Raw genomic sequence first — 20,185 nt, 5'->3', positions numbered from 1 at the left:
GCCCTCAGGCTGGTCACCACAGCATCAAAGCATTACAATATGCGCCCCTCACTTCACTGCACTGAATCAATGGCTAGCGCGATGACAAAAAAACTGCATATCAAAACCTGGGGATGTCAGATGAATGAGTATGATTCATCCAAGATGTCTGATCTGCTGAACAGTACGCATGGCTATACGCTGACCGAGGTCCCTGAAGAGGCAGATATTCTGTTGCTTAACACCTGCTCTATTCGTGAGAAAGCGCAGGAGAAAGTGTTTCACCTGCTGGGACGCTGGAGAAAACTCAAAGAGCGTAACCCGGATGTGATTATCGGCGTGGGTGGCTGTGTAGCGTCGCAGGAAGGCGATCATATTCGTCAGCGCGCGCCCTGCGTGGATATTGTGTTTGGCCCGCAGACACTGCACCGCCTGCCTGAGATGATCAACACCGTGCGCGGCACCAAAAGTCCGGTAGTCGACATCAGCTTCCCGGAAATTGAGAAATTTGACCGCCTGCCGGAACCGCGTGCAGAAGGCCCGACAGCCTTTGTCTCTATTATGGAAGGCTGCAACAAATATTGTACTTTCTGCGTGGTGCCTTACACCCGTGGTGAGGAAGTGAGCCGTCCCAGCGATGACATTCTGCTGGAGATCGCCCAGCTGGCGGCGCAGGGCGTGCGTGAAGTTAACCTGTTGGGTCAGAACGTCAACGCTTATCGTGGTGCCACCTTTGATGGTGAGATCTGTACCTTCGCTGAGCTGCTGCGCCTGGTCGCCGCTATCGACGGTATTGACCGCATTCGATTCACCACCAGCCACCCGATTGAGTTCACCGATGACATCATTGATGTCTATCGCGATACCCCGGAGTTAGTGAGTTTCCTGCATCTGCCGGTTCAGAGTGGCGCAGACCGTATTCTGACACTGATGAAGCGCGCGCATACCGCGCTGGAGTATAAGGCGATTATCCGCAAGCTGCGCGCGGCGCGCCCGGATATCGAGATCAGCTCCGACTTCATCATCGGCTTCCCTGGAGAGACGCAGCAGGATTTTGAGCAGACCATGAAGCTCATCGCCGACATCAATTTCGACGTCAGCTTCAGCTTTATCTACTCTGCCCGTCCCGGCACGCCAGCCGCTGACCTGCCGGATGATGTCAGCGAAGAGGAGAAAAAGCAGCGTCTGTGGATCCTTCAGGACCGCATTAACCAGCAGGCGCAGGCGATCAGTCGCCGCATGCTCGGCACCGTGCAGCGTATTCTGGTGGAAGGCATCTCCCGCAAGAACGTCATGGAAGTCTCTGGCCGCACCGAAAATAACCGTGTGGTCAATTTTGAAGGCACGCCTGAGATGATTGGCCGCTTTGTGGATGTCGAAATTGTCGATGTCTACACCAACTCGCTGCGCGGCAGGCTGGTGCGTACTGAAGAGGAGATGGGCCTGCGCATGGCGCAAAGCCCGGCATCCGTGATTGCCCGTGCGCGCAAAGAAAACGAAATCGGCGTGGGTCTGTTCCAGCCGTGATACCTGCTATATTGAGTGGCAGCGCGCATTGCGTTGCTGCCAGTTTCACGCCGCGACACTTGGTTTCTGAAAGTGTCGCCCAAATATCTCTCCTTAAGCTTGCGCCCAGGCGTTACGGCATAAATAATTTCGTTATGGTGCATCCGGTTAAGCTCAACGGTGCGTCAGACACATCCCATAACTGGCCCTGAGTGACCCAAAGGATTCGTTTGAATATCGAAACTCGTGAAATCGCCCTTGAACCGGCTGATAACCGTCGTCTGATGAGCCTGTGTGGGCCTTTCGACGATAATGTGAAACAGCTTGAGCGTCGTCTGGGCATTGAGATCAATCGTCGCGACAACGTCTTTAAGCTGGTGGGACGCCCACTTTGCGTTAATGCGGCCGCAGATATTCTGAAGACCCTGTATGTCGATACCGCGCCAATGCGTGGTGAAATTCCGGATATTGAGCCTGACCAGATTCACCTGGCAATTAAAGAGAGTCGGGTACTGGAGCAAACTGCCGAAAGCGTGCCGGAATACGGTAAAGCAGTCAATATTAAGACTAAACGTGGTGTCATCAAACCGCGTACGCCAAATCAGGCACAGTACATCGCTAACGTGCTGGACCATGACATCACCTTTGGTGTCGGCCCTGCTGGTACCGGTAAAACCTATCTGGCGGTGGCTGCAGCAGTGGATGCGCTGGAGCGTCAGGAGATTCGCCGCATCATGCTGACCCGCCCTGCCGTTGAAGCGGGTGAAAAGCTCGGCTTCCTGCCAGGCGACCTGAGTCAGAAAGTCGATCCTTATCTGCGTCCGCTCTACGATGCGCTGTTCGAAATGCTCGGCTTCGAGCGTGTGGAAAAGCTGATGGAGCGCAACGTTATTGAAGTTGCCCCGCTGGCCTATATGCGCGGTCGAACCCTGAACGATGCGTTCATTATTCTTGATGAGAGCCAGAATACCACCATCGAGCAGATGAAGATGTTCCTGACGCGCATCGGCTTCAACTCAAAAGCGGTGATTACCGGTGACGTCACCCAGATCGACCTGCCGCGTCACGTCAAGTCGGGCCTGCGTCATGCCATCGAAGTGCTGGCAGATGTGGAAGAGATCAGCTTCAACTTCTTCCACAGCGAAGATGTGGTGCGCCATCCGGTCGTTGCCCGCATTGTCACTGCTTATGAAGCCTGGGAAGCCGCCGATCAGACCCGCCGTGACCAGCAGTCTGAAGAGCGTAAACGTGAAGCGCTGGCAGCACAGAGCACCACGCAGGAGAGCAAATGAGCGAGGTGATTCTCGACCTGCAGGTCGCCTGTGATAACACCGCTGATCTGCCTGATGAAAGCCAGTTTCACCGCTGGCTTTCAGCGGCTGTCACCCCTTTCCAGCCTGAAAGCGAAGTCACAGTCCGTCTGGTTGATGAAGCGGAAAGTCATGAGCTTAATCTGACTTATCGTGGCAAAGATAAGCCAACCAACGTCCTCTCCTTCCCGTTTGAAGCGCCGCCGGGCATTGAGCTGCCGTTGCTAGGCGATCTGATTATCTGCCGTCAGGTGGTTGAGCAGGAAGCGGCAGATCAGGGAAAAAGCGTTGAAGCCCACTGGGCACATATGGTGGTACACGGTACGCTCCACCTGTTGGGTTACGACCATATTGAAGACGATGAAGCTGACGAGATGGAAGGACTGGAGACCGAGATAATGCTTGCTCTTGGGTATCCTGATCCGTACATTTCGGAGAAAGAAGACGCCTGAATCCTGAATTCAGGCAATCCGGCTGTCAGCACGGTTAGCTGACAGCACCTGTTCCTCACCAGAGAGATCTTTAAAAACCGCCATGAGCGACGACCATTCTCAAAACAGCGATGCACCCAGTAGTAAAAAGGGATTTTTCTCCCTGTTGATCAACCAACTCTTTCACGGTGAACCAAAAAACCGTGATGAGCTTCTGGAGCTGATCCGCGACTCGAATAATAAAGAGCTGATTGACCAGGATACCCGTGACATGCTTGAAGGGGTTCTGGATATTGCGGAGCAGCGCGTGCGTGACATCATGATCCCGCGCTCGCAAATGATCACCCTGAAACGTAATCAGAGCCTCGAAGAGTGTCTGGATGTCATTATCGACTCCGCGCATTCCCGCTTCCCGGTGATCAGCGAAGACAAAGATCATGTGGAAGGGATTCTGATGGCGAAAGATCTGCTGCCGTTTATGAGCAGTGAGTCAGAGCCGTTCAGTATTGAGAAAGTGCTGCGTCCTGCGGTGGTGGTGCCTGAAAGTAAGCGTGTCGACCGGATGCTGAAAGAGTTCCGCTCCCAGCGTTACCATATGGCGATTGTTATTGATGAGTTCGGTGGCGTCTCTGGCCTGGTCACAATCGAAGACATTCTTGAGCTGATCGTGGGTGAGATCGAAGATGAGTATGATGATGAAGAAGATCGTGATATCCGCCAGCTCAATCGTCACACCTTCACGGTGCGCGCACTGACCGCCATTGAAGATTTTAATGAGGTGTTTGGCACGCAGTTCAGTGATGATGAAGTCGACACCATTGGTGGTCTGGTCATGCAGGGCTTTGGCCATCTACCCGCGCGCGGTGAAAGCATCGAGATTGAAGGTTACCAGTTCAAGGTGGCGATGGCCGATAGCCGCCGCATCATCCAGGTTCACGTGACTATTCCGGAAAATTCGCCACAACCACAACTGGAAGACGAATAAGTCTATGGCTTTAGCCTCACTTTACCCGCGCCAGCGGGTTCGCCTGCTGCTGGCTTTAATAACGGGTGCACTGGGCACCCTCGCCTTCTCTCCTTACGATTTCTGGCCTGCCGCCCTGCTCTCGCTGTGCGGCTTACAGCTGCTGACTCTGAACCGCTCAAGCTCGCAGGCCACCGCGATCGGCTTTGTGTGGGGAGTGGGTCTGTTCGGCAGCGGTATTAACTGGGTCTATGTCAGTGTTGCCACTTTTGGCGGCATGCCTGGTCCGGTCAATGTCTTTATCGTGGCGCTGCTGGCGGCATATCTGGCGGTCTATCCGGCGCTGTTTGCAGGTATACTGAATCGCCTCTGGCCACGCACGACGTTGTGGCGCCTGGCGCTGGCGGCACCGGCACTTTGGCAGATGACTGAGTTCCTGCGCGGCTGGGTGCTGACAGGCTTCCCGTGGCTGCAGTTTGGTTACAGCCAGATTGACGGCCCTTTAAAAGGCCTGGCCCCGCTGGCGGGCGTTGAGACGCTGACCTTCCTGCTGATGGTCATTGCTGGCCTGCTGGCTTATGCCCTACAGCAGCGCAACGTCAGAAGTCTGGTGGCGGCGTTGCTGCTGCTGGCCCTGTCCTGGCCGCTACGCTACATCCAGTGGGTTCAGCCAATGCCGGAGCGTGCTGTCGACGTGGCGCTGGTACAGGGAAATATCCCGCAGTCGATGAAGTGGGATCCTCAGCAATTGCTCACGACTCTGCGCATCTATAACGGTCTGAGCCAGTCGCTGATGGGCAAAGCGCCGATTATCATCTGGCCAGAGTCGGCAATTACCGATCTGGAAAGTAATCAGCAGCCGTTTCTGCGTTCGCTGGATGATGAGCTGCGTGAACGCGGCAGTTCGCTGGTCACCGGTATCGTCGACTCCCGACTGGAGCAGAATCGTTATCACGACTACAACACAGTGATCGTGCTGGGCGGCAAAACGCCGTACAACTACTTCAGCGGCAATCGTTACCAGAAGAATCATCTGGTGCCGTTTGGCGAATTTGTGCCGCTGGCCGATCTGCTGCGTCCGTTAGCCCCGTTCTTCGATCTGCCGATGTCAGCTTTCAGCCGTGGCAACTATCTCCAGCCGCAACTCAGCGTGGCGGGCTATAACCTGACCAGCGCCATCTGTTATGAGATTGTGCTCGGTGAACAGGTGCGGGCTAACTTCCATCCCGACACTAACTTTCTGCTGACCGTTTCGAACGATGCCTGGTTTGGTCACTCAATCGGCCCGTGGCAGCACTTCCAGATGGCGAGAATGCGGGCGCTGGAGCTGGGACGTCCGCTGCTGCGCAGCACCAACAACGGCGTGACGGCGGTGGTCAATGCCAGTGGTGATGTAGAGGCGATGCTGCCGCAGTTTACCCGCGATGTGCTGACCAGAAAGGTCACGCCAACGCAGGGGGAAACCCCGTATGCACGGGCGGGTATCTGGCCAGTCTGGTCACTGACGCTGCTGGCAGCGTTGCTAGCTCTGCTGCGTCGACGCCGGTAACTTATCCAATCCTAAAAGGCGAAGCGCAGGCTTCGCCTTTTTTCTTTGTTGACTCCGCGGTATATCTCACTCCCCTGACCACATACTCTGCTGCCTTTCTCGCCCTGCACCGCTTTCTGGCACGATGATTGCAGCATGTTTCACTGTTTTTCGCCGACAGGCGGATTGCAGGCGCTGACGCCTGGCCGGTTGCACCAAAACAGTCGCCTCTGCTGCACCGTTAACGCGCAGAGTAAGATATTTGCCTTTTTTTGGTGCGGATTGCCTCGCAAAAAAGAAACTTTTTTGTTTCATTGCGTTAACAATCCGCTATGTTAGTGACTCCTCTGCGCCCATTTAACCCGCAGAGTGAGCAAAAACGCAGCAAAAAACAGACACAACATCATAATCAGCACAGGTAATAGCCTGGGCCTTTTTCATACGAAGGAGTTGGAACATGCAACTACGCAAAGTGGCATTATCTCTTCTGCTGATCAGCGCAGCGGCGGGAGCGGCCCAGGCGGAAGATCTCAGCGGCACCCTGAAGAAGATCAATGACAATGGCGTCATTGTGGTCGGGCATCGCGAATCATCAGTTCCCTTTTCTTACTATGACAACCAGCAAAAAGTCGTCGGCTATTCACAGGCATACTCAAACGCCATCGTGGAAGCCATTAAAGCGAAGCTGAACAAGCCGGACCTGCAGGTCAAAATGATCCCGATCACCTCACAAAACCGTATTCCGCTGCTGCAGAACGGCACCTACGATTATGAGTGTGGCTCCACTACCAACAACCTTGAGCGCCAGAAACAGGCCGCGTTCTCTGACACCATTTTTGTCATCGGCACCCGTCTGCTGGTTAAAAAAGATGGCCCGATCAAAGATTTCGCTGATCTGAAAGGCAAAACGGTGGTCGTGACTTCAGGAACCACCTCTGAAGTGCTGCTGCACAAACTCAATGACGAACAGAAACTGGATATGCGCATCATCAGCGCCAAAGATCACGGTGACTCTTTCCGTACGCTGGAAACCGGTCGTGCCGTGGCTTTCATGATGGATGATGCTCTGCTGGCCGGCGAACGCGCCAAAGCCAAAAAGCCGGATAACTGGGAAATCTTAGGTACGCCGCAGTCAAAAGAGGCCTATGGCTGCATGCTGCGTAAAGATGATCCGCAGTTTAAAGCGCTGGTCGATGAAACCATTGCTAAAGCCCAGACCTCTGGTCAGGCAGAAAAATGGTTCGATACCTGGTTCAAACAGCCGATTCCACCAAAGAATCTGAACATGAACTTTGAACTCTCCGATGACATGAAAGCCCTGTTCAAAACACCAAATGACAAAGCACTGAATTAACAAAAAAATACCCAATGGATCTCAGATTGCATTGAGGCGGCAGGAGAATGCATTCCAATGAGCTTACTCAGGTAAGTCATTTGGATGAGTGAACATAGCCAACAAAAATGCAGCCTGAAAGACGGCGGGTATAACAAGGGCAGCCTGGCTGCCCTCTCGATTGCTGAAACCGCGGCTTGGACAAACAGACTGACACGGGTCGTTCCCCTGAGTCAGGTAATAAAACGCCGTTCATCAATCTTCAGGGTAGCTTAGCTACCCTTTTTTTCCGGAGCTCGTTATGGGTATCGATTGGAACTGGGGCATATTTCTCGAACAGGCCCCGTTCGGTAACACGACCTACCTCGGCTGGCTATGGTCCGGTTTTCAGGTGACGATAGCTGTCTCCTGCTGCGCCTGGATTATCGCCTTCTGCGTGGGGTCATTTTTCGGCATTCTGCGCACCGTGCCGAATCGCCTGCTGTCGACCATTGGCACCTGCTATGTGGAACTGTTTCGTAATATCCCGCTGATCGTCCAGTTCTTCTTCTGGTATCTGGTCGCGCCAGAACTGGTGGGCGAAAAGCTTGGCATGTGGTTTAAGTCGGAGCTGGACCCCAACATTCAGTTCTTCCTCTCTTCAATGATCTGTCTTGGCCTGTTTACCGCCGCCCGTGTCTGCGAGCAGGTGCGCGCAGCCATTCAGTCACTGCCGGCAGGACAGAAAAATGCCGGTCTGGCGATGGGATTAACGCTGCCGCAGACCTATCGCTATGTTCTGCTGCCGAATGCGTATCGCGTGATTGTGCCGCCGATGACCTCGGAAATGCTGAACCTGGTCAAGAACTCCGCTATCGCCTCCACCATTGGTCTGGTCGATATGGCGGCACAGGCGGGCAAACTGCTCGACTATTCTGCTCACGCCTATGAATCCTTTACCGCCATTACGCTGGCTTATGTCGCGATTAACCTGGTGATTATGTTGTTGATGAGTCTGGTCGAGCGCAAAGTCCGGCTGCCAGGCAATGCGGGAGGCAAGTAATGTACGACTTTGACTGGAGTTCGATTACACCCAGCCTGCCCTATCTGCTTAACGGCTTAGTGATTACCTTCAAGATCACCATTACCGCCGTGGTCTTCGGCATTCTGTGGGGCACCCTGCTGGCGGTGATGCGTCTGTCGAGCTTTAAGCCCATCAGCTGGTTCGCCAAAATCTACGTCAACCTGTTCCGTTCGGTGCCGCTGGTCATGGTGCTGCTGTGGTTCTATCTGGTGGTGCCGAGTTTCCTGCAGCAGGTCCTGGGCCTGTCGCCGAAAACCGATATCCGGCTGATTTCCGCCATGGTTGCCTTTTCGCTGTTTGAAGCGGCCTACTACTCCGAAATCATTCGTGCCGGCATCATCAGTATTTCGCGTGGACAGGGCAACGCCGCGCTGGCGCTGGGTATGACACAGTGGCAGGCAATGCGACTGATCATCCTGCCGCAGGCGTTCCGAGCCATGGTTCCGCTGTTACTGACGCAGGGTATCGTGCTGTTCCAGGATACCTCGCTGGTTTATGTCTTAAGCCTGGCGGACTTTTTCCGTACCGCGTCCACCATTGGTGAGCGCGACGGCACCCAGGTTGAAATGGTTTTGTTTGCAGGTCTGGTCTACTTCGTTATCAGCCTGAGCGCATCGCTGTTGGTCAGCTATCTGAAAAGAAAAAGGACGGTTTAAATGATTAGCCTGAAAAATGTTTCTAAGTGGTATGGTCACTTTCAGGTGCTGACCGACTGCTCAACCGAGGTAAAAACCGGTGAGGTAGTAGTGGTCTGCGGGCCGTCCGGCTCCGGTAAATCAACGCTGATCAAAACGGTGAACGGACTTGAGCCGGTTCAGCAGGGCGTGATTGCGGTCAACGGCACCGAGGTGAATAACAAAAAAACCAACCTTGCACAGCTTCGCAGTCAGGTCGGTATGGTGTTCCAGCATTTCGAGCTGTTCCCGCATCTGAGCATTATCAACAATCTGGTTCTGGCGCAGGTAAAAGTGCTGAAGCGCGATAAAGCAGCGGCCCGTGATAAAGGGCTGAAACTGTTGAAGCGTGTGGGTCTGTCAGCGCATGCTGAAAAGTTTCCTGGTCAGCTCTCCGGCGGTCAGCAGCAGCGCGTGGCGATTGCACGTGCGCTCTGCATGGATCCTATCGCGATGCTGTTTGATGAACCGACCTCCGCGCTGGATCCGGAAATGATCAACGAAGTGCTGGATGTGATGGTAGAGCTGGCTCAGGAAGGGATGACAATGATGGTGGTGACACACGAGATGGGCTTTGCCCGCAAAGTAGCCAATCGCGTGATCTTCATGGATGAAGGAAAAATTATCGAAGACACCAATAAAGATGACTTCTTTAATAACCCACAGTCTGACCGTGCGAAAGATTTCCTCGCTAAAATTCTGCACTAAATAACCTATGCGGGTCACCTGAGTGGCCCGCATCGTTTTTATTATCAGGGTTCAAAAGGCTGACGCTGAAACTGGTCATTGCCGCATTCCGGACAGCGCGACAGGGTTTCCGGCGTATAGATCGCCCGGGTGAACTGACACTTCTCACACACCAGATTGCCCAGCCCTACCACTTCGCCGCTCTGATACACACCGTGATGATGCAGATCCTGGAAAACTTCGCGCCATTCCAGCTGACTTTTATCGGTGATATCCGCCAGCTCTTTCCAGACGCTCTCACGAATAATGCGCATAAACAGTGAGTCCGCCAGCGGCTCTTCCACATCGGTATAACTGCGTGCAAACTCGCCCAAATCACGGCGCACCGAGCTCAGCGCCTGGTCAATCTCTTCTTCCGTCATGTCATCGCGCACCCGTAACTGGCTGCGTCGACTGGCAATCAGCTCATCAAGGTTACGATCGCCCTGACGGAGACGTTCAGTCAGCACGGCTAACGACTCGCGATATTCCTGAGCTACTTTATTCATTTTATTCTCCTTTATGCAGACCCTCGCTGAATTAAGTTTAGTCGCAATGCGGCTTTTGCCGTGTCGTCTGTACAGTGAATTACAAAAGGGTGAAGAGACTGACGCTATCAGCAGAAATCGTGCCAGCAAAAGTGGGAAGTGTTGTTGATGCGCGGCCTTATGGGTATGCTATGCGGATCACAGAGCCCGAAAAATGTTATTCATAAAGGACCACAGGCAGCCATGCAAGAGCAATACCGCCCGGAAGAGATTGAATCCCGTGTGCAGCAACACTGGGATGAAAACGAAACGTTTAAAGTGACTGAGCAGGAAGGTAAAGAGAAATACTATTGCCTTTCCATGTTGCCCTATCCTTCTGGCCGCCTGCATATGGGCCACGTTCGTAACTACACCATCGGCGACGTAATCGCGCGTTATCAGCGTATGCTCGGCAAAAACGTACTACAGCCGATTGGCTGGGATGCTTTCGGCCTGCCTGCGGAAGGCGCTGCGGTTAAAAACAACACCGCACCGGCCCCCTGGACATACGACAACATCGCCTACATGAAAAACCAGCTTAAACTGCTGGGCTTTGGCTATGACTGGAGTCGTGAACTGGCAACCTGCCAGCCAGAGTACTATCGCTGGGAACAGTGGTTCTTCACTAAACTGTATGAAAAAGGTCTGGTCTATAAAAAGACCTCTGCCGTCAACTGGTGTCCGAACGATCAGACGGTGCTGGCGAACGAGCAGGTGATCGATGGCTGCTGCTGGCGCTGCGACACTAAAGTTGAGCGCAAAGAGATTCCGCAGTGGTTTATTAAGATTACCGATTATGCGGAAGAGCTGCTGAACGATCTGGATACGCTGGAAGAGTGGCCTGAGCAGGTCAAAACCATGCAGCGTAACTGGATTGGCCGTTCTGAAGGCGTCGAAATCACATTCGACGTTGCTGACAGCGAAGAGAAAGTCACCGTCTACACCACCCGCCCGGATACCTTTATCGGCGCAACCTATGTCGCCGTTGCGGCGGGTCATCCGCTGGCAACCCAGGCGTCGGTGAACAATCCGGCACTGGCTGACTTTATCGCTGAATGCCGCAATACCAAAGTGGCCGAAGCCGATATGGCGACCATGGAGAAGAAAGGCATGGCGACCGGCCTGTCTGTTATTCATCCGCTGACCGGCGAGCTTCTCCCTGTCTGGGTCGCTAACTTCGTGCTGATGGAATATGGCACCGGCGCCGTCATGGCGGTCCCGGCGCACGACCAGCGCGACTGGGAATTTGCCACTAAATACGATCTGGCGATCAAGCCGGTAGTACTCAATCTGGATGGCTCTATTCCTGACGTCAGCGCCGCGGCAATGACCGACAAAGGCGCGCTGTTTAACTCAGGTGAATTCAACGGTCTGGATCACGCCGCAGGGTTTAGCGCCATTGCAGATTCTCTGGCGGCGAAAGGCGTAGGCGTCCGTAAAGTGAACTACCGTCTGCGCGACTGGGGTGTTTCCCGTCAGCGCTACTGGGGCGCACCAATCCCAATGGTCACGCTGGAAGATGGCACCGTAATGCCGACACCTGAAGACCAGCTGCCGGTGATCCTGCCGGAAGATGTGGTGATGGATGGCATTACCAGCCCGATCAAAGCCGATCCGGAGTGGGCGAAAACCACGGTGAACGGCCAGCCTGCTCTGCGTGAAACCGACACCTTTGACACCTTCATGGAGTCCTCCTGGTACTACGCGCGTTATACCTGCGCCAGCTACAAAGAAGGCATGCTGGATCCGGCCGCGGCAAACTACTGGCTGCCGGTCGATCAGTATGTGGGGGGTATTGAACACGCCATCATGCACCTGATGTATTTCCGCTTCTTCCACAAGCTGCTGCGTGACGCGGGCCTGGTTAATTCCAATGAGCCAGCCAAACGTCTGCTGTGCCAGGGCATGGTGCTGGCTGACGCCTTTTACTACCTCGGTAACAACGGCGAGCGTAACTGGGTTTCACCGGTTGACGTTGAGATTGAGCGTGATGAGAAAGGCCGCATTGTTAAAGCTACCGACACCCAGGGCCGCGAAGTGATTTACGCAGGCATGAGTAAAATGTCGAAGTCGAAAAACAACGGCATCGACCCTCAGCTGATGGTTGAGCGTTACGGCGCGGATACCGTGCGTCTGTTCATGATGTTTGCTTCACCGGCCGATATGACGCTGGAGTGGCAGGAGTCGGGCGTTGAAGGGGCTAACCGCTTCCTGAAGCGTGTCTGGAAGCTGGTTTACGAGCACACCTCACAGGGTGCGACCGTGGCGCTGGATGTGGATAGCCTGAATGACGAGCAGAAATCGCTGCGTCGTGACCTGCACAAAACCATCGCTAAAGTGGCGGATGATATTGGCCGTCGTCAGACCTTCAACACCGCCATTGCAGCGATTATGGAGCTGATGAACAAACTGGCGCGTGCACCGCAGGAAGGCGAGCAGGATCGCGCTCTGATGCAGGAAGCGCTGCTGGCTATCGTCCGTCTGCTCTATCCGTTTACCCCGCATGCCTGCTATGTTCTGTGGCAGACGCTGGGTGGCGAAGGCACCATCGATGAAGCGAGCTGGCCGGTGGCTGATGAAGCCGCTATGGTTGAAGATTCACTGCTGGTTGTGGTGCAGGTGAACGGTAAAGTGCGTGGTAAAATTACCGTACCCGCCGATGCAACACAGGAACAGGTTCAGGCACGCGCTGCTCAGGAGCATCTGGTGGCGAAGTATCTGGACGGCGTGACTATCCGTAAAGTCATTTATGTACCGGGCAAACTGCTTAACCTGGTCGTAGGTTAAGTTCAGGAGGAACTGTGCGACATCCGATTATCAGGCTGTTTGTCATGCTGGCGGTGGTGATCACCGCTGGCTGTGGTTTTCATCCGCGCGGCACCACGCAGGTGCCCAGCGAACTGAAAACCCTGATTGTTTCAACCGGCGATCCTTATGGACCGCTGGCGCGTACTGTGCGTCAGCAACTGCGTATCAACGATGTCACCATCGTTGAAGACAACAAACAGAACCGCACCGATATTCCGACGCTGCGTCTGGGTCCTGAGGTTTCGGGACGTAACACCGCATCGGTCTTTATCAGCGGCACCTCTGCTGAGTATCAGCTGGTCATGACCCTTACCGCGCAGGTCCTGTTGCCGGGCAAAGGAATCTACCCAATCAGCACCACGGTTTATCGTTCATTCTTCGATAACCCGAATGCTGCGCTGGCAAAAGATGCCGAGCAGGATCTGATTACGCAGGAGATGCGTCAGCGTGCTGCCGAACAGCTTGTACGTAAACTGCTGACCGTGCATGCCGCACAGATCAACAACAAAGAGACCTTACCGGCGTCAGTGATTCCGGTTCCGGGTCAGGGTTCACAGGAAGCACCCTCTTCCTCTGCTACCAGCCTGCAATGATCAGGATTTACCCTGAGCAACTCAGCGCGCAGCTCCGTGAGGGGCTGCGCGCCTGTTATTTGTTAGCCGGAAACGAACCGCTGCTGTTGCAGGAGAGTGCGGATGCCATCCGTGCCGCCGCAACCGCGCAGGGATTTGAGGAACATTTTAGTTTTACGCTGGACGCCCAGACCGACTGGGAGAGCCTGTTTGTCAGCTGTCAGTCACTGAGTCTGTTTGCGCAGCGTCAGACCATGACGCTGCAATTCCCCGAGAATGGACCGAACGCCGCAATGGCCGAGCAGCTGGTTAAGCTGTCGCAGCTGCTGCACGCCGATATTCTGCTGATCTGCCGGATGCCAAAGCTCACCAAAGCGCAGGAAAACAGTGCATGGTTTAAAGCCCTGTCCGCCTCTGCAGTTTTAGTGCCCTGCCAGACGCCCGAACAGGTGCAACTGCCGCGCTGGGTCGTGAATCGTGCTAAGGCGCTGAAACTTTCGGTCGATGACGCGGCTGTGCAGCTGTTGTGTTACTGCTATGAAGGTAATCTGCTGGCGCTGGCCCAGGCGCTGGAGCGTCTCTCGCTGCAGTGGCCTGACGGCAAACTGACCCTGCCCCGGGTTGAAGAGGCGGTCAGTGATGCCGCACACTTTACACCGTTCCACTGGGTCGATGCTCTGCTGGCGGGTAAGAGCCGTCGCGCGCTGCATATCCTGCATCAGCTGGAGAAAGAAGAGAGCGAAGTCGTGATTCTGCTGCGTACGCTGCAGCGCGATTTGCTGACACTGCTGCATCTGCAGCGCCACCAGGCGCAGCAGCCGCTGCGTACCCTGATGGATCAGCAGCGTATCTGGCAGAACCGCCGCGCGCTGTTCACCGATGCACTGCAACGCCTGAGCGCCACGCGTCTGCAACGCGCGATTCATCTGCTCAGTCAGATTGAGATCACCCTGAAGCAGGATTACGGACAGCCGGTGTGGCCACAGTTACAGACCCTGACGCTGCTGCTCAGCAGTCGTGTTTTTCCGACGAGTTTTGCCCATGTCTGAGTTACACGCGCTGTTTGGTGGCACCTTCGACCCGATTCATTTTGGTCATCTGCGTCCGGTCAAAGCGCTGGCTCAACAGACCGGCCTGCAGCGTGTGACGCTACTGCCCAACAATGTGCCACCGCATCGTCCGCAACCGGAAGCCAGCGCCATTCAGCGGGTCGCGATGCTGCGCTGCGCTATCCGCGGCTTACCGCTGTTTGAGATTGATACCCGTGAGCTTGAGCGCGACACCCCCTCCTGGACCGTCACTACTCTGGAAGGCTGGCGCGTCGAACGCGGTGCAGAACAGCCGCTGGGCTTTATTATTGGTCAGGATTCCCTGCTGAGCTTAGCGAAATGGCATCGCTGGCAGGATCTGCTGTCACTCTGTCATCTGCTAGTGTGCCAGCGCCCCGGCTATCCGACCCGATTCGATGCGCCGGAGATGCAGCAGTGGCTCGATCAACACCTTGCTCAGGATATCCGTCAGCTGCATCAGCAGCCCGCAGGCCACATCTGGCTGGCGGAAACCCCGCTCTATGACATTTCGGCGACTGAAATCCGCCGCCGTCGCCATCAGAACCAGCCCTGCGACGACCTGTTGCCCGCGGCGGTTATCGACTATATCGACCGCGAAGGCTTATATCGCGACTGATCCGGGCATGCTATACTGCGCCGCTTAAATTTTGGCTGCACTCTCCGGGCTTACAGCCAGCCCGATACCACCAGATTCCAAGGGGAACCTTTTGCAAGGTAAAGCACTCCAAGAGTTCGTTATTGATAAGATTGATGATCTCAAAGGCCAGGACATTGTCACCATCGACGTTCAGGGCAAATCCAGCATCACCGATTTCATGATCATCTGCACCGGCACCTCCACGCGTCATGTGACTTCGATCGCAGAACACGTTGAGCAGGAATCCCGTTTAGCTGGCCTGATGCCATTAGGCATTGAAGGTAAAAGCGCGGCAGACTGGGTCGTGGTTGATCTGGGTGATGTCATCGTACATGTGATGCAGGAAGAGAGTCGCCAGCTATATGAGCTGGAAAAACTCTGGGGCTAATCGGTGAAACTGCAACTTGTTGCCGTCGGCACAAAAATGCCCGACTGGGTGCAGACCGGTTTCATGGAGTATCTGCGCCGCTTCCCTAAAGATATGCCGTTTGAGCTGACCGAAGTCACCGCAGGTAAACGCGGCAAAAATGCTGATATCAAACGTATTCTTGAAAAAGAGGGTGAAGCAATGTTAGCGGCGGTCGGCAAAGGCAATCGCATCGTCACGCTGGATATTCCTGGTCAACCGTGGGAAACCCCGCAACTGGCGCAGCAGCTTGAGCGCTGGAAGCTGGATGGTCGCGATGTCAGCCTGCTGATCGGCGGGCCTGAAGGCCTGGCTCCCGCCTGTAAAGCGGTGGCAGAGCAGAGCTGGTCACTGTCGGCATTGACGTTGCCTCATCCGCTGGTGCGCGTGCTGGTGGCCGAAAGTCTGTATCGGGCCTGGAGTATAACGACTAATCATCCTTATCATCGTGAATGACCGATCAGCCCACATCAGACATGACAAGTAGCGGATGAAATTACAAAGCAACGCCTTTCGCGATTACAGCGCCGAACAGAAACTCTTTGTCCGTCGGGCGTTCATCGCCTTCGTCGGTATCTTACTGCTCTCTTCAATCCTGGTAGTTAACCTTTACCATCTGCAGATTCTTCGCTTTGATGATTACAGCACCCGTTCCAACCAGAACCGCATTAAACTGGTGCCTGTCGCGCCCAGCCGCGGCATTATCTATGATCGCACCGGCACGCCGCTGGCACTGAACCGCACCATCTATCAGGCAGAACTGGTGCCGGAAAAAGTTGATAACCTGCAGCAGACGCTGGAAAACTTACGCCCGGTACTTGAGCTGACGGACGAAGACCTCGAAAACTTCCAGAAAGAGCGCAAGCGCTCGCGTCGCTTTACCTCCATTCCGGTTAAAACCGGTCTGAATGAAGTTCAGGTGGCACGCTTTGCGGTCAATCAGTACCGCTTTCCCGGCGTGGAAGTTAAAGGCTATCAGCGCCGCTACTACCCCTACGGCGCCACGCTGACGCATGTGGTCGGCTACGTCTCAAAAATCAACGATCGTGACGTTGCACGCCTCGATAAAGAAGGCATATGGCCGAACTACGCTGCCACGCACGACATCGGCAAGCTGGGGATAGAAGCATATTACGAGAGTCTGCTGCACGGCAAAACCGGCTTTGAAGAGGTTGAGGTCAACAACAGGGGCCGGGTTATTCGCCAGCTGCATGAGGAGTCACCTCAGGCAGGCCGCGATATCTATCTGACTATCGATCTCAAACTGCAGCAGTATGTCGAGACCCTGCTGGCGGGCAGTCGCGCCGCTGTTGTCGTCAGCGATCCGCGCACCGGCGAAATTCTCGCCATGGTCTCCACACCCAGTTACGATGCCAACTTGTTTGTCGACGGCATTTCCAGTAAGGATTATCGCGGCCTGCTGGAAGATGAAAATCGCCCACTCTATAACCGTGCGATTCAGGCAGCTTACCCGCCAGCTTCAACAGTGAAACCTTATGTGGCGGTCTCTGCCATGAGTGCGGGCGTAATTAACCGCAACACCAGCCTGTTTGATCCGGGCTGGTGGCAGCTTCCCGGTTCAGAAAAGCGCTTCCGCGACTGGAAAAAGTGGGGGCACGGTCGTCTTAACGTCACCAAAGCGCTGGAGGAGTCTGCCGATACCTTCTTCTATCAGGTCGCCTATGACATGGGCATCGACCGACTGTCAGAGTGGATGAATAAATTTGGCTATGGCAACCGGACCGGCATCGACTTACCGCAGGAGAGCGCCGGTAACATGCCCACCCGCGACTGGAAAATGAAACGCTTTAAAAAGCCGTGGTATCAGGGCGACACCATTCCGGTGGGGATCGGCCAGGGTTACTGGACGGCAACCCCGCTGCAGATGAACAAAGCGATGATGATTCTGATCAACGACGGTGTCGTCAAGGTGCCGCATATGCTGCGTGCCACCCGCGAAGGCCGGACCCTTGTGCCCTATCGCCAGCCGCCTGAGGCTCCAATCGGTGATATCCATTCCGGCTACTGGGAAATCGCCAAAGATGGCATGTACGGCGTGGCGAATCGCCCCAACGGCACCGCCCACAAAAGCTTTGCTGATGCGCCTTATAAAATTGCTGCCAAGTCCGGTACGGCGCAGGTCTTTGGCCTGAAAGAGAACGAAACCTATAACGCCCACAGAATTGCTGAACGATTACGCGATCATAAATTAATGACCGCGTTTGCCCCTTATGACAAGCCTCGGGTCGCAGTGACCATTATCCTGGAAAACGGTGGCGCCGGTCCGGCTGTCGGCACCGTCATGCGCCAGATTCTGGATCACATTATGTTGGGTGATAACAATACTGTCCTGCCGGACGCCGCCCCTGTGCCGCCCGGTTATGAAGGTGAATAAACATGTCGATGCAAGATAGTCCGCAGAAACGATCGATCTGGATGCGTATCCACATCGATCCGCTGTTTATGCTGATCATTCTCGGCCTGCTGACCTACAGCGCCGTGGTGATCTGGAGTGCCAGTGGTCAGGATCCCGGCATGATGGAGCGTAAACTCGGTCAGATCGCGATGGGGCTGGTGATCATGATTGTGCTGGCGCAGGTACCGCCGCGCGTTTATGAGGGCTGGGCACCTTACCTTTATATTGTCTGCGTCATTCTGCTGGTGGCGGTTGATGCCTTCGGGCAGATCAGTAAAGGCGCACAGCGCTGGCTCGATCTAGGCTTTGTTCGCTTTCAGCCTTCTGAGATTGCCAAAATCGCGGTGCCGCTGATGGTGGCGCGCTTTATTAACCGCGATGTCTGTCCGCCAACCCTGAAAAATACCGGCATTGCGCTTTTGCTGATCTTTGTGCCGACCCTGCTGGTCGCTGCACAGCCCGATCTCGGCACCTCGATTCTGGTTGCCGCTTCCGGTTTGTTTGTCCTGTTCCTTTCGGGAATGAGCTGGAAACTGATTGGCGTCGCCGTCCTGCTGGTCGCGGCCTTTATCCCGATTCTGTGGTTCTTCCTGATGCACGACTATCAGCGTGACCGCGTCATGATGCTGCTCGACCCGGAAACGGACCCGCTGGGCGCGGGTTATCACATCATCCAGTCGAAAATCGCCATAGGGTCGGGAGGACTGCGTGGCAAAGGCTGGCTGCAGGGCACCCAGTCTCAGCTGGAGTTTTTGCCGGAGCGTCATACCGACTTTATCTTCGCGGTTCTGGCCGAAGAGCTGGGTCTGTTTGGCGTACTGCTGCTGCTGACCCTCTATCTGCTGCTGATCATGCGGGGACTGATTGTCGCAGCACGCGCGCAGACCACGTTTGGCCGGGTCATGGCGGGCGGTTTAATGCTGATTTTATTCGTTTATGTTTTCGTTAACATTGGCATGGTTAGTGGTATCTTACCGGTAGTTGGCGTGCCACTGCCGCTGGTCAGTTACGGCGGCTCCGCTCTTATCGTGCTTATGGCGGGATTCGGCATTGTGATGTCGATCCACACTCACCGAAAAATGTTATCTAAAAGTGTCTAAGAGGCTGCAGATGCGTAAGGAATGGCTTGGCGTTGCACTGGCATCACTGGTTCTGGCGGCCTGTACCACGCCCGAACCCCAAAAGACGGCGCCGCCGCAACCGGCTTATAATGGGCCGGTAGTAGAGATTCCAGGCGTTGAGCCTCGTTATGAGCCAATCAATCCGGGTACCAGCCAGGATTACAGCGTTAATGGCAAAAATTATCGCATCATCAAAGATCCGTCGAACTACAGCGAGGTCGGCCTGGCTACCTGGTACGGCGAAGAGGCACAGGGCAACCGCACCGCTACCGGCGAAGCCTACGATCCCGATGCGCTGACGGCCGCCCACCCCACTCTGCCGCTGCCGGGCTATGTGCGCGTGACGAATATCGCGAACGGCCGTCAGATTGTGGTGCGCGTTAACGATCGTGGCCCCTACACGCCAGGACGTATCATTGACCTGTCGCGGGCAGCCGGTGACCGTCTGAACATCTCCAATAATTCACGGGTGCGGGTCGACTATATCAAGGTGGCTCCCGACGGTACGCTCTCAGGTCCGGGCACCATTGGTACTGTGGTCGCCAAACAGAGCTACTCGCTGCCTGCCCGCCCGGACCTGAGCGGTGGTGCGGTGATGAATGGCGGCAGCGCCGCAAACGCTGAGCCGCCTGCCCAAAACGTGGAAGCTATCAGCAACAGCACGCTGCAGGGCGGTGACAATATGGGCGCGCCAGTACAGAGCAGCGGCTTTCTTGGCGCACCTCAGCCATTAGCGAACGGCGTGCTGGAAGGAAGTGAACCACCCGCCGCCGCGCCCGTCAGTGCACCGGCCGCCAGCAGTGCTGCTCCTGTAGCCGCCAGTGCCGCGCCGGCAGCCAGCAGTGGTGCCGCAGCCGGATATGTTGTGCAGGTCGGTGCACTGAATGATCCGGCACGTGCTCAGCAGATGATGAAAAGCCTGAGCCAGCGTTACGGTGTGCCCGGCAAGGTCGAAGACGCGGGCAACAACGTTTATCGCGTTCAGCTCGGCGGCTACAGCTCCCGCGCTGAAGCGGCTGCGCTGCAACAGCGCCTGAGCAGTGAAGGCCAGACCGCCTCATTTATTACTAACACGCATCGCTGATCGGTTTATCAGACAGTGACACGTTACGTC

The 20,185-nt window shown here is 55.2% G+C and carries 20 protein-coding genes; 18 read left to right on the top strand and 2 right to left on the bottom strand.

The annotated features are described in order from the left end of the window. Positions 1–81: 81 nt before the first annotated feature. From miaB to lnt, 5 genes are all read left to right on the top strand, one after another. Positions 82–1,506: a tRNA (N6-isopentenyl adenosine(37)-C2)-methylthiotransferase MiaB gene (gene miaB / locus QSK07_RS17540; protein ID WP_285720844.1), complete on the top strand. Its 1,425-nt coding sequence runs from the start codon at positions 82–84 to the stop codon at positions 1,504–1,506. Positions 1,507–1,715: 209 nt separating this feature from the next. Continuing rightward, positions 1,716–2,777: a PhoH family protein gene (locus QSK07_RS17535; protein ID WP_285720845.1), complete on the top strand. Its 1,062-nt coding sequence runs from the start codon at positions 1,716–1,718 to the stop codon at positions 2,775–2,777. Then, positions 2,774–3,247: an rRNA maturation RNase YbeY gene (gene ybeY / locus QSK07_RS17530; protein ID WP_275219895.1), complete on the top strand. Its 474-nt coding sequence runs from the start codon at positions 2,774–2,776 to the stop codon at positions 3,245–3,247. The genes QSK07_RS17535 and ybeY overlap by 4 nt, the downstream gene beginning before the upstream one ends. Positions 3,248–3,329: 82 nt before the next feature. Then, on the top strand, positions 3,330–4,211 hold the full coding sequence (gene corC / locus QSK07_RS17525; RefSeq protein ID WP_013357111.1) for a CNNM family magnesium/cobalt transport protein CorC: 882 nt from the start codon (positions 3,330–3,332) through the stop codon (positions 4,209–4,211). A gap of 4 nt (positions 4,212–4,215) precedes the next feature. Further along, the gene (lnt, locus tag QSK07_RS17520; protein ID WP_285720846.1) at positions 4,216–5,739 is read left to right on the top strand and encodes an apolipoprotein N-acyltransferase; all 1,524 of its coding nucleotides are present in this window, start codon (positions 4,216–4,218) and stop codon (positions 5,737–5,739) included. 66 nt (positions 5,740–5,805) lie between these two features. Here lnt and QSK07_RS17515 read toward each other — a convergent pair whose 3' ends face one another. Continuing rightward, positions 5,806–6,033, bottom strand: coding sequence for a hypothetical protein (locus QSK07_RS17515; RefSeq protein ID WP_285720847.1), 228 nt, complete (start codon positions 6,031–6,033; stop codon positions 5,806–5,808). 142 nt (positions 6,034–6,175) lie between these two features. Here QSK07_RS17515 and QSK07_RS17510 point away from each other — a divergent pair, with 142 nt between their 5' ends. The 4 genes from QSK07_RS17510 to QSK07_RS17495 all read left to right on the top strand — a co-directional run bounded on the left by QSK07_RS17510 (position 6,176) and on the right by QSK07_RS17495 (position 9,496). Then, positions 6,176–7,072 carry an amino acid ABC transporter substrate-binding protein gene (locus QSK07_RS17510; protein WP_013357108.1) on the top strand — a complete coding sequence of 299 codons (897 nt, stop codon included), beginning with the start codon at positions 6,176–6,178 and terminating at the stop codon, positions 7,070–7,072. Positions 7,073–7,352: 280 nt separating this feature from the next. Beyond that, the gene (locus QSK07_RS17505; protein WP_013357107.1) at positions 7,353–8,093 is read left to right on the top strand and encodes an amino acid ABC transporter permease; all 741 of its coding nucleotides are present in this window, start codon (positions 7,353–7,355) and stop codon (positions 8,091–8,093) included. Further along, complete coding sequence (gltK, locus tag QSK07_RS17500) at positions 8,093–8,770, top strand: glutamate/aspartate ABC transporter permease GltK (RefSeq protein WP_098051226.1); 678 nt, start codon at positions 8,093–8,095, stop codon at positions 8,768–8,770. The genes QSK07_RS17505 and gltK overlap by 1 nt, the downstream gene beginning before the upstream one ends. After that, positions 8,771–9,496 (top strand): amino acid ABC transporter ATP-binding protein, encoded by a 726-nt coding sequence (locus tag QSK07_RS17495; RefSeq protein WP_013357105.1) that lies wholly within the window; start codon positions 8,771–8,773, stop codon positions 9,494–9,496. It abuts the gene before it with no gap. 44 nt (positions 9,497–9,540) lie between these two features. Here QSK07_RS17495 and QSK07_RS17490 read toward each other — a convergent pair whose 3' ends face one another. Then, positions 9,541–10,023, bottom strand: coding sequence for a zinc ribbon-containing protein (locus QSK07_RS17490; protein WP_098051227.1), 483 nt, complete (start codon positions 10,021–10,023; stop codon positions 9,541–9,543). A gap of 222 nt (positions 10,024–10,245) precedes the next feature. Between QSK07_RS17490 and leuS the strand changes: the two genes are divergently transcribed. The 9 genes from leuS (at position 10,246) to rlpA (ending at position 20,155) form a co-directional block, all read left to right on the top strand. Next, positions 10,246–12,828 (top strand): leucine--tRNA ligase, encoded by a 2,583-nt coding sequence (gene leuS / locus QSK07_RS17485; protein WP_285720848.1) that lies wholly within the window; start codon positions 10,246–10,248, stop codon positions 12,826–12,828. Between the two features lie 14 nt (positions 12,829–12,842). Beyond that, positions 12,843–13,442, top strand: a complete 600-nt coding sequence (lptE, locus tag QSK07_RS17480) for an LPS assembly lipoprotein LptE (RefSeq protein ID WP_013357102.1) — start codon at positions 12,843–12,845, stop codon at positions 13,440–13,442. Beyond that, positions 13,439–14,470, top strand: a complete 1,032-nt coding sequence (gene holA, locus QSK07_RS17475; protein ID WP_275219899.1) for a DNA polymerase III subunit delta — start codon at positions 13,439–13,441, stop codon at positions 14,468–14,470. Before lptE ends, holA begins: the two co-directional genes overlap by 4 nt. After that, the gene (nadD, locus tag QSK07_RS17470) at positions 14,463–15,107 is read left to right on the top strand and encodes a nicotinate-nucleotide adenylyltransferase (RefSeq protein WP_098051230.1); all 645 of its coding nucleotides are present in this window, start codon (positions 14,463–14,465) and stop codon (positions 15,105–15,107) included. The genes holA and nadD overlap by 8 nt, the downstream gene beginning before the upstream one ends. A gap of 91 nt (positions 15,108–15,198) precedes the next feature. Further along, positions 15,199–15,516 carry a ribosome silencing factor gene (gene rsfS / locus QSK07_RS17465; RefSeq protein WP_010258968.1) on the top strand — a complete coding sequence of 106 codons (318 nt, stop codon included), beginning with the start codon at positions 15,199–15,201 and terminating at the stop codon, positions 15,514–15,516. Between the two features lie 3 nt (positions 15,517–15,519). Further along, positions 15,520–15,990, top strand: coding sequence for a 23S rRNA (pseudouridine(1915)-N(3))-methyltransferase RlmH (gene rlmH, locus QSK07_RS17460; protein WP_098051231.1), 471 nt, complete (start codon positions 15,520–15,522; stop codon positions 15,988–15,990). A 34-nt stretch (positions 15,991–16,024) separates the two neighbouring features. After that, positions 16,025–17,929 carry a peptidoglycan DD-transpeptidase MrdA gene (gene mrdA, locus QSK07_RS17455; RefSeq protein WP_098051232.1) on the top strand — a complete coding sequence of 635 codons (1,905 nt, stop codon included), beginning with the start codon at positions 16,025–16,027 and terminating at the stop codon, positions 17,927–17,929. 8 nt (positions 17,930–17,937) lie between these two features. Further along, positions 17,938–19,050 carry a peptidoglycan glycosyltransferase MrdB gene (mrdB, locus tag QSK07_RS17450; protein WP_098053063.1) on the top strand — a complete coding sequence of 371 codons (1,113 nt, stop codon included), beginning with the start codon at positions 17,938–17,940 and terminating at the stop codon, positions 19,048–19,050. Between the two features lie 10 nt (positions 19,051–19,060). Then, positions 19,061–20,155, top strand: a complete 1,095-nt coding sequence (gene rlpA, locus QSK07_RS17445; protein ID WP_285720849.1) for an endolytic peptidoglycan transglycosylase RlpA — start codon at positions 19,061–19,063, stop codon at positions 20,153–20,155. The last annotated feature ends 30 nt before the right edge of the window (positions 20,156–20,185 follow it).

It is taken from the genome of Pantoea sp. QMID4 (assembly GCF_030270445.1).
GTDB lineage: Bacteria > Pseudomonadota > Gammaproteobacteria > Enterobacterales > Enterobacteriaceae > Pantoea > Pantoea vagans.
Note: the sequence above shows the minus strand (reverse complement) of the source record. Positions and strands in the feature narration are given on the sequence as shown.

Coding starts and splice junctions, on each gene's coding strand:
- lnt (WP_285720846.1), top strand. CDS start 4,216: ATGGCTTTAGCCTCACTTTACCCGCGCCAGCGGGTTCGCCTGCTGCTG.
- miaB (WP_285720844.1), top strand. CDS start 82: ATGACAAAAAAACTGCATATCAAAACCTGGGGATGTCAGATGAATGAG.
- mrdB (WP_098053063.1), top strand. CDS start 17,938: ATGCAAGATAGTCCGCAGAAACGATCGATCTGGATGCGTATCCACATC.
- QSK07_RS17510 (WP_013357108.1), top strand. CDS start 6,176: ATGCAACTACGCAAAGTGGCATTATCTCTTCTGCTGATCAGCGCAGCG.
- gltK (WP_098051226.1), top strand. CDS start 8,093: ATGTACGACTTTGACTGGAGTTCGATTACACCCAGCCTGCCCTATCTG.
- nadD (WP_098051230.1), top strand. CDS start 14,463: ATGTCTGAGTTACACGCGCTGTTTGGTGGCACCTTCGACCCGATTCAT.
- QSK07_RS17490 (WP_098051227.1), bottom strand. CDS start 10,023: ATGAATAAAGTAGCTCAGGAATATCGCGAGTCGTTAGCCGTGCTGACT.
- rlpA (WP_285720849.1), top strand. CDS start 19,061: ATGCGTAAGGAATGGCTTGGCGTTGCACTGGCATCACTGGTTCTGGCG.
- leuS (WP_285720848.1), top strand. CDS start 10,246: ATGCAAGAGCAATACCGCCCGGAAGAGATTGAATCCCGTGTGCAGCAA.
- QSK07_RS17505 (WP_013357107.1), top strand. CDS start 7,353: ATGGGTATCGATTGGAACTGGGGCATATTTCTCGAACAGGCCCCGTTC.
- corC (WP_013357111.1), top strand. CDS start 3,330: ATGAGCGACGACCATTCTCAAAACAGCGATGCACCCAGTAGTAAAAAG.
- mrdA (WP_098051232.1), top strand. CDS start 16,025: ATGAAATTACAAAGCAACGCCTTTCGCGATTACAGCGCCGAACAGAAA.
- holA (WP_275219899.1), top strand. CDS start 13,439: ATGATCAGGATTTACCCTGAGCAACTCAGCGCGCAGCTCCGTGAGGGG.
- QSK07_RS17495 (WP_013357105.1), top strand. CDS start 8,771: ATGATTAGCCTGAAAAATGTTTCTAAGTGGTATGGTCACTTTCAGGTG.
- QSK07_RS17515 (WP_285720847.1), bottom strand. CDS start 6,033: ATGAAACAAAAAAGTTTCTTTTTTGCGAGGCAATCCGCACCAAAAAAA.
- ybeY (WP_275219895.1), top strand. CDS start 2,774: ATGAGCGAGGTGATTCTCGACCTGCAGGTCGCCTGTGATAACACCGCT.